Origin of the sequence: Taibaiella lutea (genome assembly GCF_008629695.1) — a bacterium.
GTDB lineage: Bacteria > Bacteroidota > Bacteroidia > Chitinophagales > Chitinophagaceae > Taibaiella > Taibaiella lutea.
This window is the reverse complement of record NZ_VWSH01000001.1, coordinates 729,617-745,751: the sequence shown is the minus strand read 5'-3', so window position 1 is coordinate 745,751 and position 16,135 is coordinate 729,617. Positions and strand designations below refer to the sequence as shown.

Below are 16,135 nucleotides of genomic sequence, written 5' to 3'. Positions count from 1 at the left end.
GAACAATATGAACCTAAAGCATCTTTTTGCGGCATTCTGCCTGTGTTTCTTTTTCTCGTTGCAATTAAAAGCCAAGGTTTGGTATGTGGATAGTGCTGCAGTAAATATAACTGCAAATCAAAATGGAGCTACATGGGACAGTGCCTATAAAAATCCGCAACTTGCCATTAATGCTGCACTTTCCGGAGATAGTGTCTGGATTGCCAGGGGCACTTACACAGCCTTACTTAATACCCCTTTTATTATGAAAGAAGGCGTGAAGATATTCGGTGGCTTTTTAAACTCTGATACCACTTTTGCACAACGCAATTACCAAACGCATGTTACTGTCCTGAAAGGGAATGGCAGTAGTGTAATATATAACAACGCTAATAACTTAACCAATGCGGCACTTATAGATGGGGTTACCATCAGGAACGGGAATAATAGCAGCAATGGTTACGGTGGCGGGATGTACAATTATAATTCTTCTCCTGGTATCAGGAATTGCACTTTTAGTAGCAATACTGCTTCCGGTGGTGGCGCTATTTATAATAAAAATGGTTCCGCTCCGGGTATTAATAATTGTATTTTCAGCAGTAACAGTGCTTTCAGCGGTGGCGCCATTTATAATGATAGCAGTTCTTCACCGGGTATTACTAACTGTACTTTTAATAGCAATACAGCCGAAAGTTATGGCGGTGCCATATATAATAAAGATTCTACTTTTTCAGCTATTATCAGTTATTGTACTTTTAATAACAATATTTCTTCTGCGGGCTTTGGGGGGGCTGTGTACGCTTCAGGTAAAAATATAGCTATAAGCAATTGTACTTTTAATAATAATAGAGCTAATGCTGCTTCTGGTGTTAATGGGCCTAATAATGCTTACGGTGGTGCTATATACGCTTCCGGTAATAACACAGCTATTAGTTATTGCACTTTTAATAATAGTAAGGTATATTCTCTTTCTGATTATTGGACAAACACTACTTATGCTTCTGCTTATGGTGGTGCCATATACGCATCGGGAAATAACATGTCTATAAGCAATTGCGGTTTTAAGAATAACACTTCTGTTGCTTCTTCTGAATCAATGTGGAATACCACCTATACTACTTCTTATGGTGGTGCTATATACATTTCAGGTAACAACAATATTGTAAGTAACAATACTTTTGAAAACTCTTCTTCTTTTGCTGAATATGATTATTATTACGCCTATAATTATGCTCGTTCTTATGGTGGTGCTATATACGTTTCAGGTAATAGCACTTCTTTAAACAACTGTACTTTTATTGCTTCTTCTTCAACTTCTCATGCTGAAGGTTATTGTACTGCTTCTTCTTTTGGTGGTGCTGTTTACAATGCTTCTTCCTTAACGATCAATAACTGTGCCTTTAAGGCTTCTTCTTCTGCTGCTGTTTCTGATTACCCCTCTTTTTCTTCTGGAGGCGCTATTTTCAATGCTGCCACCTTAACTATAAGTAACAGTACTTTTAATAATAATACTGCTATTGCTTCTGTTTCTCCTTCCTCTACTGCTTATGGTGGCGCTATTTACAATGACTATGCTTCTACCTTAACTTTAAGTAGCTGCCTTTTTAATGCTTCTTCTGTTACTTCTGCTTATTCTTCTTCTGGTAATTTAGGTAGCAAATCTTGTCATGGTGGTGCTATCTACAATAAAGCTATACTCAATGCAAGTCGCTGCATTTTTAACAATTCTACCGCTTCTGCTACTACTGCTGCTGCTCCTACCATAGGTAGTGGTACTACAGCTACTGCTCATGGCGGTGCTATTTATAGTACTGCCAAAATCGATGTAAGTAACTGCGCTTTTAGTAATTCTACAGTTACTGCTACTGTTACTGGTACTGCTAGCGCACCTATTATCGCCACGGCTTATGGCGGTGCTATTTATAATGAGCTTACAACCGGCAGCAGTCTTCGTACCATCAGTAATTGTTCATTTACAAATAATGCTGCATTTTATGGCGGTGCCATTTACAACAATAAAGCCTACGGAACTGTAAATACACAAAACTGTACTTTTTCCGGAAATGCTGCAACCAATGGCTCAGGCGGCGCAATCTGTAACAACGGTATGTACAGTACCAATGCCGTGCTTAGTACCCGCAACTGCACATTTACAGGTAATAAAGCAAGCTCCAGTGGCGGCGGCATGTATAGTTATTCTATTGTTGCGGGTATTATCAAGGTTGCTAACTGTACATTTTCTGCCGATTCTGCTCAATATGGTGCCGGTATTTACGATACAAATGCATCTCCTGTTATTGTGAATTGCCTTTTTGCACAAAACATAGCGACAATTTCGGGTGCAGCTCTTTACAATACAGGTTCTATCAGTATAGGTGCTTCTAGACCCGAAGTAGTAAACTGTACCATGGTGCAAAATAGAGCTGGTACCAATGGCAGTGGCATTTACAATACCAGCTATGCAGTGGCTGATGTAAGTAATACTATTATCTGGGGCAATAGTAGCGGCATTTATAATGCTGCAACTTCCTCTATCAATACTAAGTACAGCCTTATACAAGGCTATCCTGCAAGTGCTGCCTCTTTCCTTATCGACGGCACTACCGACCCATTATTTATAGATACTGCCGGAGGTAATTATCAATTGCAGAGCACCAGTCCTTGTGTCAATGCAGGGCGTAACGATTCTATACCTTCGGGTATTATAACCGATTTGGCAAGCCATGCCCGTATTTATAATACTACGGTAGATATGGGTGCTTATGAGTTTGGTGTCTTTGCACCGGTGGTCAACTTAGGTTTTGATACGGCTGTTTGTGCAGGCAATACCGTAACACTTAATGCACAAAATGCAGGCGCTACTTATGTTTGGAATACCGGGGCTACCACTCAAACCATTGATGTAACTGCAAGTGGTACGTATTATGTAACTGCCACAAATAACATCGGCAGCAGCAGCGATACCATCGTAGTAACCGTCAACCCGCTTCCCGTGGTTAACTTAGGTAATGATACGGTCATGTGTAATGGTTCGGCAGTATCGATTACCTTAGATGCGCAAAACCTCGGTGCCACTTATCTATGGAACAATAACAATACATACCAGACAATAAATGCAACTACCAGCGGCACTTATTTTGTATCTGTGACTAATGCTTATCAATGCAGTAAAAATGATACAATAATCATAGTTACAGGTATTCCGCCAACGGTTAATCTGGGTAATGATACGGCCTTCTGTGCAGGCAATACACTTACACTGAATGCACAGAATGCAGGTGCTACCTATCTTTGGAGCAATACAGCCACTACACAAACCACGGGTATTACAGCAAGCGGCACTTACTATGTTACAGTAACAGCAGCAAACCAATGCAAACGCAGCGATACAATACAAGTGACCGTCAAACCACTACCTGTGGTTAATTTGGGTAATGATACGGCCTTCTGTGCAGACAATAGCTTAACGCTTAATGCACAAAATGCAGGTGCTGCTTACTTATGGAACAATGCTGCTACTACACAAACCATTAGTGCAAATACAGCCGGTACTTATTATGTAACTGTAACAGGTGCGAACTTATGCAAGGGCAGCGATACCATACATGTAACTGTCAATGCATTACCAATAGTCACTCTTGGCAATGACACCACTATTTGTGCAGGTAATAGCTTAACTCTAAATGCACAAAATGCAGGCTCAACTTATACATGGAGCAATGCAAGCACGGCTCAGACACTTAATGTGGCATCGGCAGGTACTTATTATGTTACCGTAATCAATGCAAACTCCTGCAAAGGTCGTGATACCATTCAGGTAAATGTGGCATCCTTGCCTGTTGTTAACTTAGGTAATGATACTGCTTTCTGTATAGGTAATACGTTGACACTTAATGCTCAGAATACAGGTTCGACCTATATCTGGAATAATGCTGCTACTACACAAACCATTGGTGCCGCTTCAACAGGTAGTTATTATGTAACTGTAACCAATACCAACTTATGCAAGGGCAGCGATACCATACATGTAACCGTCAATGCATTACCGATAGTCAATCTTGGCAATGACACCACTATCTGTGCCGGTAATAGCTTAACGCTAAATGCACAGAATGCAGGTTCAACTTATCTGTGGAGCAATGCTGCAACATCCCAAGCCATTAATGTCAATACAACGGGCACTTATAATGTGACTGTCACAAATGCAAACAATTGTAAAGGCAGCGATACTTTGCACCTGACCATCAGCTCTTTGCCTGTTGTTAACCTCGGGAATGATACTACGTTATGTGCAGGTAGCTACTTAACCCTGAATGCACAGAATACAGGTTCAACTTATCTGTGGAGCAATGCTGCAACATCTCAAACCATTAATGTCAATACTGCGGGCACTTATAATGTAACCGTCACAAATGCTGACAATTGTAAAGGCAGCGATACTATACACCTGACGGCCAGTGCTTTGCCTGTTGTTAACCTCGGGAATGATACTGCATTCTGTGCAGGCAGCTATTTAACCTTAAATGCGCAAAATGCAGGCGCTGCTTATTTATGGAGTACCGGTTCATCTGCCCAAACCATTAATGTAAATGCCACGGGTATTTATGGAGTGGGAGTTACTGATATTAATGGCTGTAAGGGAAGTGATACCATTCAGGTTACAGCTAATCCGGTTCCGATTGTTAATTTGGGGACAGATGTTACTATTAATGCTAACTCTTATACCATAAATGCAGGCAATGCCGGTTCAACTTATTTATGGAATACAGGTGCAACAACGCAAACACTTACCGTAACAACAAATGGTACTTACAGCGTAACTGTTACAAATGCCAATGACTGCAGTACAAGTGATACTATTAAGGTTACGTTTGAACCTATTGGTATTAAAGACGTAAATATCCCAGGGCATCTGGTAAAAGTAATTCCAAACCCGGCTAAGGATATAATATACATTCAGACATATGATGATAAATTGATAAATCAACTTGCTGTTTTAACCGATGCTTACGGTCGTGTATTACGTACAATAACTATAAAAAGTAAATCGCAGGAGTTGTCTTTGGATAATCTTGCACAAGGCATGTACTTCCTTAAAATACAAACAGGAGAAACCTTGAAAATTGTGAAAGAATAAGGATAGTATGGCAACATATGAAAAGGTCCCGCAATTTAATTGCGGGACCTTTTCATAAAAGTATTTCTATTGTAAGCTAAACCAGAGCGATTCATCAAAATCCTCCAGCGAATGTAATTTTACGTCGGCCAATCCGAATTTGGGATCATTGAACCTATGTTCTTCCGGTACAACGACAACCTTCATCCTTGCTGCTTTAGCAGATATCATACCATTTACAGAATCTTCCAGAGCTATACAATTCCATGCAGAAACGTTTAACGCATGGGCGCATTGTAAATATACTTCCGGATGTGGTTTGCCAAACAAAGCAGTATCGGCAGAGGTAAGCGTATGAAAATATTCATTCAGGCCAAAATGCGTAATCAGTTCCTGCAGCATTCTTGTCGGGGAAGAAGTCGCCAGCCCTGTTTTAATGTCTTTGGATTGTAGCCATTGTAACAGCTCCAACGCGCCGGGCATAATGCCTCCGTGCGATTTGGAACGCGCTATGATATCGTCCAGAATGTCTTCTGCCAATTGCTGTGAAGTAGCATTCCCCGGCCATGGAAATTTTTCCTGCCAGTATTCTGTCACTTCATAAATGCGAAGCCCTGTAGTGTGTTTGAAAAAATCTGCACCGATTGGTACCTGATAATGTGTTGCAACCTGCAACATGCTTTCACCCCATAGCGGTTCTGTGTCCAACAGCAAACCATCCATGTCAAAAATTGCGGCCATTCTTTATTAAAATCTGTTTTTGAGCCGCAAAGATAAACTTATTAAGGTTGCCACATCCCAAATTGAGTATTAGGACATTTGTAAGTTTTTAGCTGAAAAGACAAGGAGAACTGAAACATCAGGTATTGGTCCTTGTTATTGCTGTCACCACGTTGTTTTCCGGCTCTGCCAAGCTTTTGGCCATCAGCATCGGGGATGCTTCTGTCCTGCAATTGCGACGCTACGCTTGGGTTCATGGGGTTGTAAAGGAAATTATCTGCACCAACATAAGTGGTGCTTACATCATCGATATAGTCTGTAAACGTAAAGCGGTTCACAATTTCGAAATTGAAATTCACGCCGGGCCCAAGCCAATATTTAACGCCTGCACCAACCGGAATACAAAAGCTGAAAGGATGATATTTACGGCCTGCAAACTCAGCGGTATTCTGGCCTTCCGTTCCCAATGGCCTTAAGTTGTAACGCAAATCATTGTACGTGGTATAAGGCTCATAATAGAAAGTGCCGAAACCACCCGTAAGATAAGGTGTAAACCTGTGCTGGGGATCGCCCGTAGCAAACCAGAAGAAATTGAACTCCGCCATTACATTGGCTTCCAGGATATCGGAACGGAAATTTAGGTTGCGCGTCATTTGATACGGATTCTTTGTATAAGAATCATCATATCCTACTTTAGTATAGTTAACGGCGCCTCTTATGGCAATGTAGGGGTTAAAGGAATAACGTACAAATAAGCCGCCCGCAGGACGAATGAATTTGTAGCCGTAATTTGGATTTAAATCACCAAAATAAGTGGAACCGCCTAACAGCACCCCATATTCGGTAGGCGTAAAAAATTCCTGTGCCGAAGCTTTTGTTACGCCTATTATAGTCAGAAAAAGTAATGCTATTCTTTTGGAAAATACTAACATGGTTATTACCGCGATTCGATTGGAATAAACGCTAAAATAAGTCATTTTATTGTAGCACTGTTATTTGAAACAAAAAAATGAATTATTGGTTGCGGATCTTAATCTATTTATGCCTGAAACTTAATCGCAAACACAAACCTGGCAATCAGATTCTGTTTCAAAGCCTTTTTGTGCACAGCCTGTGTATTCAACAAGCTGGCAGCTATTCGAACCTTCATCATAAAACCATCTTTTGAATGAAGTGGTGCAGGGTTCATTGGCAGGTACGTATGATTCGCATGTCGCTGCTTTTGAGGCGTCGCATTCTTTATCGCAGGCAGAAAATAAAATTACAGAAGAAGCAAATACAAATATTTTAATAAGAGAGGCAGCGGGCATGAAATTATGTGTTTTAAAGATTTTAATAATTTGCAGGTATAACTTATAACCGAACAAAATAGGAAGATTTTTTTAAAAAAGAAAGGCAACCCCAAACAGGATTGCCTTTTTATGATAGAATTTTGATTTATTTTTTGATATACATTACTTCTTTTACCAGATTCACCACACGTGGTACATCAGGTAAATAAGCCGCAACCAGATTAGGCGCGTAGTGCATATTGGTATCGGCAGAACAAATACGGTGAATCGGAGCATCCAGATAATCAAATGCATCTTTCTGTACGCGATAACTGATTTCAGAAGAAACAGAAGCAAACGGCCATTGCTCTTCAACAATTACCAGACGGTTTGTTTTCTTAACAGAATTGATAATTGTTTCGCTATCCAAAGGACGAATCGTACGTAGGTCAATAACTTCAGCGCTGATGCCTTCTTTTGCAAGTTCTTCTGCCGCAGCCAAAGCTACTTTCATCATTTTGTTGAAAGAAACGATGGTAACATCCGTACCTTCTTTTCTTACAGCAGCCTTACCAATCGGGATAAGGTATTCTCCTTCAGGAACTTCACCCATATCGCCATACATCACTTCCGACTCAAGGAAAACAACCGGATCGTCGTCACGAATGGCAGATTTCAAAAGACCTTTTGCATCGTAAGGGTTGGAAACGGAAACCACTTTCAAGCCGGGAATATTTGCGTACCAGCTTTCAAAAGCGGAAGAGTGTTGCGCCCCTAATTGTCCTGCAGAACCGTTAGGCCCCCTGAACACGATAGGGCAGCCAAACTGACCCGCACTCATAGAAAGCATTTTAGAAGCATGGTTCATAATCTGATCCAATGCAAGTACCGCAAAGTTCCAGGTCATAAACTCAACCACCGGACGTAAGCCGTTGGAAGCTGCACCAACTGCAATTGCAGTAAAACCAAGCTCTGCAATCGGCGTATCGATTATCCTGCGTGGGCCAAACTCATCCAGCATGCCTTGGCTCACTTTATATGCACCATTGTATTGCGCTACTTCTTCACCCATTAAAAACACACGTTCATCGCGACGCATTTCTTCATTAAGTGCCTCGCGCAACGCTTGACGAAAAGCTATTTCTGCCATAAAGTTGTAATCTTATTTTAAGAGGGGGTAAAAGTAAACTATTCTTCTGAAAAATAAAACGAAAACTACGCTATCGTTTATGTCGGATAGCGTAGTTTTCTTATTGTAATTCTTTAATTATTTTTTTGCTTCTGTTTTCTTGTCGCTGTCTTTTGCAGGACGAAGATCAACGAATACATCGTTGCCGACAGGTTGGTGAACACGTAAACGAAGGCTATCGCTGCCTGCGTGAATGATATCAAAAATCATTACGTTTTGTGCTCCCATCGGATTGGTGCTTTTGCTTTCAAATGGATCAAGGAATAATTTCTTGCCATTATCGCCAAGATACCAGCTGGCTGTATCGCTTCCGCCGCGGCTGAATGTTACTGCTTTACCATCTTTCATCAATTCAAATGAAAACTCAGCAGCAGCTTCTTTCATTTGTTGCTTCATTTGCTCAGGTTGTTTTGCAACTTCTTCTTTAGCCATTTTCTTAACGGTTTCAAGATCAGAAGTATGGAAGCGGTTGATCATGCCACTGTCAACAGTAGTCAATGCATCAATCTGATCCATTTGCATCTTCATCTGAGATTGCATCATTGAATCCTGAGTTGGAGCAACGATAGATGTAGCTTGCCATTTACCGGCAATATTTGGATTGTTACCACCTTGACAAGATGCCAACAATAGCAGGCCAGCACCTGCAGCGAATAAGATATTTTTACGATTCATGGGCGCAAAGTTATGCATTCCAATAATAATTTGTAATTTTTGCTGATTTTCTTTTAAAATCATTTTTAGTGATTTAAGTCAAAAATTTACGTCTGCCTGTTATTGTCATAATTCCATTCATGAAAATTTAGTGAACGCCTGTTCATTTTAGTTAAAGTTATTGTAATCTCTCAAAATATTGATTTGCAGCCCTAATACGGAATTTACTGTTTGACTTATTTTAAAATTATAAATAAATTAAATTTAGGGTTACATTATCTTTAAATAGATTATTCATGTGGGCGTGGATTCTGATAAAGAATTCTTAAATGAAAATAACTACCTTTAGTCGTTTTTAAAAAAAATTAGAACTATTTATGAGTGAATTAAAAGAAAAAACGACAGTGAAAACAGAAACTATCGGATTAGATACAAATGCAAAAGAACGCATTGCCAATATTAAGACTGTAGCCGTTATTGGCGCAGGTACAATGGGAAATGGTATTACACATGTTTTTGCACAAATGGGTTGCAAAGTACACATGGTTGATATTTCAAGAGAGGCATTGGACAAAGCGGTAGCGAAAATTGCTTCCAATATGGATCGCCAGATTGCTAAAAACCTGTTGACAGAAGAAGTGAAACAAAATGCTGTAAACAATATCAAAACTTATACAGATATGGCTGAAGCCGTTGCTGATGCTGATTTGGTAGTTGAAGCAGCTTCTGAAAACATTGATTTGAAAATCAAAATATTCCAGGAATTGGATCGCCTTTGTCCTCCAAAAACAATTTTGGCATCTAACACCTCCTCTATTTCTATTACCCGTATCGGTTCTTACACAAAACGCCCGAAGCAAGTAATAGGAATGCACTTCATGAATCCTGTTCCTGTAATGCGTTTGGTGGAAATCATAAATGGTTATGCTACTGATGCTGAAGTTACACAAACAGTTTATGACCTTACAAAAGCATTGGGTAAAGTGCCATGTGTGGTAAACGATTATCCTGGTTTTATCTCCAACCGTATTTTGATGCCTTTAATTAATGAAGCAATCCTTGCTTTGCAGGAAGGTGTTGCCGGTGTTGAGGAAATTGACACTATCATGAAGCTGGGTATGGCTCATCCGATGGGACCATTGCAGTTAGCTGATTTCATTGGTCTGGATACTTGCTTCTCTATCATGAACGTATTGCATATGGGCTTCGGTAACCAGAAATATGCTCCGGCTACATTGCTTTGCAATATGGTTCAGGCAGGATACTTAGGTGCTAAGAGCGGCGAAGGTTTCTATAAATACACACCGGGTAGCAAAGAATTGGTTGTAAGCGAGCGTTTCGCCAGCAAACAATGGAAAATGTAATAATTGGTTGAATTATATATAGCAAAGAGGTCAAGCTGTGAAAGCTTGACCTCTTTGTTTGTGATAGGTTGTCAACTTTTAAAAAGTTGACAACCTTTTAGTTATTAGCTATTTCGACGTTGTTATGTCTTTTGACCAACAGCAACATCAACAATTTCTATTATTTCAGCAAAAAATCCCTCGCAGCCATTCCTTCACAAAAAAGCAAATCCAGCACGGAACAATTTGACTGGAATCCTGCCCTGTCTTCAAATACCTGATAATACGCGGTAGTTTTCATTTCTTCAGGCTCTGATTGTGGTTTTAGTGTATTCCTTAAATCTGTTATTCCTTCCGGATAGTGTTTTGTAAATATTTCAGTGGTCTCAATGTTTAAACCTAATTTTAAAAGATTATTTATCTGATGAATACCCGCGATGTTGAAAGCATGCAAAGAGTCGAAAGGTTTTTCAAATAAGGGTTTGAAATAATGTTCAAAATATTCGAAGAAAGGGGAGCGGTTGTATAAAGAAACGATTGTTTTCCATTGATTGCTTTGCCAATCCGTTTCATCGGAAAGCTTTACATCTTTCATCGATATTCTTTGGTTTCTTCCATTCTCCAAAGGCAGGCTCATTAATATTTTTCCTTCGGGAGCAGCCAGATAATACCGGTTTCTATAGCTCATTTTTTGATAATGCTCTCCGAGGTCAATCGTAACGGTTTTACTTTGGCAAGCCTTTACCCACCAGTATATCGGCGGAAACGGAATAGAGGAAGATATCATTCGGGAAGTAAAAAATTAAAAGCCAAAAGTAAATTTTATGAACGATTACACAGTCATAAATTTCAACTTTTGGCCCGAAATATTTTAAAATGAAGAAATGGAAACACGGCTGTAACGAAAATACTTTCCAATGCCTGATATCTAAAATCTACTCTTCACTGGCTTCAATCCTTTCTACCTTTGTAATGCCTTTGATATTGCCAAGACGTCTGCAAAGTTCATCCAACTCTTCACGGTCATGAACGAAAACCATAATGTTTCCTTCAAAAACACCGTCTTTGGAATCAATGCTTATGGAACGCATATTCATATGAAGCTCTCCTGTGATAACGGTTGTAATGCCCTGAATGATACCAACATCATCCAATCCGGTAAGCTTAACACCTGTAAGGAAGGAAATTTCTTTATTCTTGGCCCATTTGGTTTTCACAATTCTGTGTGCATAGTTGGCCATTAATTGTGCCGCATTCGGACAGTCAGTACGATGCACTTTCAGGCCTTCGCCGGAAGTTATAAAGCCAAATACGTCATCGCCCGGAATAGGTTGACAGCATTGCGCCAGTTTATATAAGATTTTATCGGAGCTTTCGCCGAAGATTACCAGCTCACCACCTTTTGCAGGAATATGCTTGTCGTGTTCGGTATGTGTGTGTGCAGGCTTGCCTGAATCAGGTTTCGTTTCTTTTTGTGGCTGGTGTAAACGGTCTCCATTGACGGTAAAGGTTTTTAAGACTTTCAGGTCGATCGAACCAACAGCAATACCATAATATAAATCAAGCGGGGAAGGCAATTTAAAGAAAGAACAAAGCTCATTCAGGTTCTGAATGCTCGGCTGTAGCTTCATGTGATCCAACTTACGATACAACACTTCTTTGCCATCTTCGGCAATTCTTCGTTTTTCTTCTTTCAGGTAATATTTAATCCTTGATTTCGCCTTGGCGGTGACTACAAAGTTGAGCCAGTCTTCTGATGGTTTTTGTTTGGAAGAAGTAATGATTTCTACCTGGTCGCCACTTTGCAATTGCTGGCTGATAGGTACTAATCTGTAATTTACTTTTGCACCGATACAACGGGCCCCGATATCAGAGTGTACGTCAAAAGCCAGATCCAGTGCTGTTGCGCCTTGCGGCAAAACACGCATATCACCTTTGGGCGTATAGACATAAATCTCTTCGGTAAACAAATCCAATTTGAAATCCTGAACAAAATCCAGCGTGTCGGTATCAGGATTGTTTAGTACTTCTCCGATATGTTTTAACCAGGCGTCTAATTTGTTTTCACTTTGTGTTCCTTCTTTGTATTTCCAATGCGCAGCCAGACCTTTCTCGGCAATTTCATTCATACGTTCGGTGCGGATCTGCACTTCCACCCATCTACCCATCGGTCCCATTACGGTGGTGTGCAAAGCTTCATAGCCGTTACTTTTGGGCATACTCAACCAATCTCTTAACCGCTCGGGACTGGGTTGGTAAAAATTGGTGATAATAGAATATACCTTCCAGCAATCTTCTTTTTCTCTTTCTTTAGGTGATTTTAAAATAACCCTGATGGCAAACAAATCATATACTTCATCAAAAGTTACATGTTTGGTGCGGATTTTATTGAGGATGGAGTGGATTGACTTAGGTCTTCCATAAATCTCAAAATCAATATCATGCTTTACCAGTTCCTCTTTTACCGGTTTGATGAATTCATTAATATATTTGGTACGGTCTCGTTTTGTTTCTTTTAGTCGTCGTACAATATCAAGATAGACATCCGGTTGCGTAAATTTTAATGCAAGATCTTCCAGTTCTGTTTTTATCTCATAAAGACCTAAACGATGCGCAAGAGGCGTGAAAATATAAGTGGTTTCAGATGCTATTTTCAGCTGTTTTTCACGGCTCATGCTGGTGAGCGTACGCATGTTATGAAGCCTGTCTGCAAGCTTAATCAATATCACGCGTGGGTCTTCCGCAAGAGTCAGTAATATTTTCCTGAAATTCTCAGCCTGCATAGAAGCGCTGGCTTTAATATCAACTACATTTGATATTTTGGTAAGACCGTCTATGATGCGTGAAAAATTAGTGCCGAATTCGCTTGCAATATCTTCTAATGTGATTTCGGTGTCTTCAACCACGTCGTGCATTAACGCGCAACATGCCGAAGTAACACCGAGCCCGATTTCTTCTACTACAATTCTGGCTACGGCTAATGGGTGCAAAATATAAGGTTCACCTGATTTACGGCGCATATCCTTATGAGCATCGGCAGCCAATTCAAATGCACGGCGAATAATTTTTTTGTCGCCTTTTTTAATCTGTTGTTTGAGTGCTCTTAGTAATGCGCGGTATTCACGAAGGATTATTTTCTTCTCTTGCTCTTCATCAACTGATTTCGTATATAATAAAGGAGTGCTCATAAAATAATATCTATTAAACTAAAGTACAAATAAAAACGGAAACCGTTTGAGGGCTTCCGTTTTTATTTATTTTTTCGCCTCAATAATGGCGATCTTATTTTTATCTGTTGATAACCAATTTTGAAGACTGAATAATCTTTCCGGATTTATCCCTTGCCATTACCATGTAAATACCTTCCGGGAAATCGCCTAAATCGTTGAAAGTAATTTCAGTGGTATTGTTGTCAATGATGACTTGTTCAGTTAATTTACGACCAATAAGATTTACAATTTCCACTTTATCAACTTCCTGACGTAAAGCCGAAGAAAGACGGACGTTTACTCTGTTATTTGCAGGAATAGGATAAACGGTCAGTGTTCTGTCTTGATTGGAAATTAATGTTTTTTCACCCCCTTGCTGTGCTGAAACACTTACAGAGCTTAACTCTGCAAGAAGTATCATACTTAGTAAAAGAGACAGTTTGTATATAATTTTCATAGTCAAATGACTTTTATAATGTGCTGAAATTAAAGGATTTCTCCTTATTTTAATCTTGCTATTAAGGCAAAGATAATAATCAAATTCAAAACTTCATAACTTTTGCTCTAAAAATATAAATAAATAACATAGACAAAAACTATGGCGATAAGAAATGTTCATTATCTGTTGCTATATTAATACAGACAAATTCCGTGCCAAAAAGTTTAAAAACCGGATTAAAGCAATGAATAGTATATGCATTTCATTAATCCGGTTGTATGTTTTTTTTAATTAATTTCAGGAACGTAAGGCATCATCATCCAGATATGGTTCTTTTGTTCCTGCATCATTTTCAGCATTCTGAACCAACGGTATTCTTTACCCATTTCCTGTTCCAACAATTGTTCCGCCATTATTTTTTCTTTGGAAGAATTTTTGCCAAGCATGGATAAAATTCTGGACATTTTGTCTTCAACCTTCGGATAGTTCACCACGTGGTAGTCTTTGATTTTAGCCAAAGATGCGGCACTTGTTATCGCTCTGTCCAATCCGCCGATAGCATCTACCAACCCGTTTTGCAAACCTGCTGTTCCTGTCCATACACGTCCCTGTCCGATGCTGTCCACATACGCAATATCTAATCTACGGCCGGCAGCTACTCTGCTTTTGAAAGTTTTATAAATGCTATCGACGCCATTTTGAATAAATGTTTTTTCCTGTTCAGTCATAGGACGATTTGCATTAGGAAAATCTGCATAAGGCGCATTCTTTTCTCCATCGAAAGTAATGCCCAATTTACCATTGAAAAAAGCCTGTGTATTAAACATCATTCCAAAAACACCAATACTCCCTGTAATGGTATTTGGCAACGCAAAAATACTATCAGCCTGACATGAGATATAATAGCCACCGCTTGCAGCTAAATCGCCCATAGACACTACCAATGGTTTTTTCTTTTTCAAAATCTGTAATTCCCTTAAAATAACTTCCGAAGCCAAAGCGCTTCCTCCCGGGGAGTTTACGCGCATTACTACCGCTTTAATATCATCATTGTCCCTTACTTTTCTTATTTCTTTAATAAAATCTTCCGATGCAATCTGATAAGAAGAGCTTTGAGACGAGCCATCAACAATTTCACCTTCAGCAACTAACACGGCAATTTGTGCGCCTTTGAAATCAGGTTTGCTGTTGCTCAGGTAATCATTTGCATCTACAAAGCGAATATCTTCTTTAGCCGGAATGCCTGTTTTCGACCTTAAAAGACTTTCTATTTCATCTTTGTACATAATGCCGTCTGCCAATTTATATTTAATAGCGTCTGATGCGGTCTGTATAGTGCCATTCTGTACCCAGGAAGCCACAGTATTGCTGTCTGCATGCGTGTGTTCCATGATAGCTGTTACCATTTGTTGCCAGATGTCATGTTGCAATGCTGCTATCTGCTTGCGATTCGGGTCACTCATTTTATCCATCCTGAACGGCTCAGTAGCGCTCTTGAACTGACCGCAATAAAATATCTCGGGTTGAACATTTAATTTGTCCAATGCACCTTTAAAGAAAACCAGTTTAGAGGCTAACCCTTTCAATTCAACGGAACCCAATGGATTGATGTAAACGGCATCTGCAACCGATGCGATGAAATAATCGGATTGAGGCACAAAATCGCCATAAGAATAAATGAATTTTCCGCTTTGTTTGAAATCTTTCAACGCTTCCCTTATTTGTTGTGCCGTTGCCTGACCGTTGGGGGAACCTCCTGTTTTAAGGTATATGCCTTTGATTTTCGGATCTGTTTTTGCAAGTTTGATACTCCTTAATAAATCCAGTAATCCGGTAGATTTACTGTCCCCCCCTGTAAATAATGCCAGTGAATTACTTTCGCCCAATTCATGATAATCTTTTGTCAGGTCAATATTCAATATACTGTTGTCTTTCAGGATTGTAGTTTCATCTGAGCTGAATGCGCCGGAAATAGATTGTGACACAGCGCCGATTATCATAAAGAAAACAGCGAAAACAATCACACCTGCCACTGCCATTGCCAGCAAAGAGGCAAAGAAAAACTTAAAGAATTGTTTCATTATAATAGATTCATTTTGAGCAAAGATAAAGTTATGATGACACTTTGCTTCACCCTATTAGGTGGTTTTTAAGAGAGGCTTTTATTGATTAATGTAAATTATGTGATTTATCCGGTATTATCTTAAAACAGATA

The 16,135-nt window shown here is 39.6% G+C and carries 11 protein-coding genes; 2 read left to right on the top strand and 9 right to left on the bottom strand.

All coding sequences use genetic code 11. The features are described 5' to 3' along the window. Nucleotides 1-7: 7 nt before the first annotated feature. Nucleotides 8-5,116: a T9SS type A sorting domain-containing protein gene (locus F0919_RS03125; RefSeq protein WP_150031254.1), complete on the top strand. Its 5,109-nt coding sequence runs from the start codon at nt 8-10 to the stop codon at nt 5,114-5,116. A gap of 66 nt (nt 5,117-5,182) precedes the next feature. On the opposite strand, the gene hxpB is transcribed toward F0919_RS03125, so the two are convergent. The 5 genes from hxpB to F0919_RS03100 all read right to left on the bottom strand — a co-directional run bounded on the left by hxpB (nt 5,183) and on the right by F0919_RS03100 (nt 9,013). Next, entirely contained in the window at nt 5,183-5,836 is a 654-nt protein-coding gene (gene hxpB, locus F0919_RS03120) for a hexitol phosphatase HxpB (RefSeq protein ID WP_150031253.1), read from the bottom strand. 41 nt (nt 5,837-5,877) lie between these two features. Beyond that, nucleotides 5,878-6,792 (bottom strand): type IX secretion system protein PorG, encoded by a 915-nt coding sequence (porG, locus tag F0919_RS03115; RefSeq protein ID WP_150031252.1) that lies wholly within the window; start codon nt 6,790-6,792, stop codon nt 5,878-5,880. Nucleotides 6,793-6,867: 75 nt separating this feature from the next. Then, entirely contained in the window at nt 6,868-7,125 is a 258-nt protein-coding gene (locus tag F0919_RS03110) for a BPTI/Kunitz-type proteinase inhibitor domain-containing protein (RefSeq protein WP_150031251.1), read from the bottom strand. Between the two features lie 127 nt (nt 7,126-7,252). Further along, nucleotides 7,253-8,236: a pyruvate dehydrogenase complex E1 component subunit beta gene (locus F0919_RS03105; RefSeq protein ID WP_150031250.1), complete on the bottom strand. Its 984-nt coding sequence runs from the start codon at nt 8,234-8,236 to the stop codon at nt 7,253-7,255. Nucleotides 8,237-8,353: 117 nt separating this feature from the next. Beyond that, nucleotides 8,354-9,013 carry a hypothetical protein gene (locus tag F0919_RS03100; RefSeq protein ID WP_150031249.1) on the bottom strand — a complete coding sequence of 220 codons (660 nt, stop codon included), beginning with the start codon at nt 9,011-9,013 and terminating at the stop codon, nt 8,354-8,356. Between the two features lie 293 nt (nt 9,014-9,306). Here F0919_RS03100 and F0919_RS03095 point away from each other — a divergent pair, with 293 nt between their 5' ends. Continuing rightward, complete coding sequence (locus F0919_RS03095; RefSeq protein WP_216629360.1) at nt 9,307-10,293, top strand: 3-hydroxyacyl-CoA dehydrogenase family protein; 987 nt, start codon at nt 9,307-9,309, stop codon at nt 10,291-10,293. 160 nt (nt 10,294-10,453) lie between these two features. On the opposite strand, the gene F0919_RS03090 is transcribed toward F0919_RS03095, so the two are convergent. The 4 genes from F0919_RS03090 to sppA all read right to left on the bottom strand — a co-directional run bounded on the left by F0919_RS03090 (nt 10,454) and on the right by sppA (nt 16,001). Then, nucleotides 10,454-11,059, bottom strand: a complete 606-nt coding sequence (locus F0919_RS03090) for a WbqC family protein (protein WP_150031248.1) — start codon at nt 11,057-11,059, stop codon at nt 10,454-10,456. A gap of 148 nt (nt 11,060-11,207) precedes the next feature. After that, nucleotides 11,208-13,460 (bottom strand): RelA/SpoT family protein, encoded by a 2,253-nt coding sequence (locus F0919_RS03085; protein WP_150031247.1) that lies wholly within the window; start codon nt 13,458-13,460, stop codon nt 11,208-11,210. A gap of 100 nt (nt 13,461-13,560) precedes the next feature. Further along, nucleotides 13,561-13,938: a T9SS type A sorting domain-containing protein gene (locus F0919_RS03080; protein ID WP_150031246.1), complete on the bottom strand. Its 378-nt coding sequence runs from the start codon at nt 13,936-13,938 to the stop codon at nt 13,561-13,563. Between the two features lie 269 nt (nt 13,939-14,207). Continuing rightward, a complete protein-coding gene (gene sppA / locus F0919_RS03075) occupies nt 14,208-16,001 on the bottom strand; it encodes a signal peptide peptidase SppA (protein WP_150031245.1) in 1,794 nt (597 codons plus the stop codon). Nucleotides 16,002-16,135 lie beyond the last annotated feature (134 nt).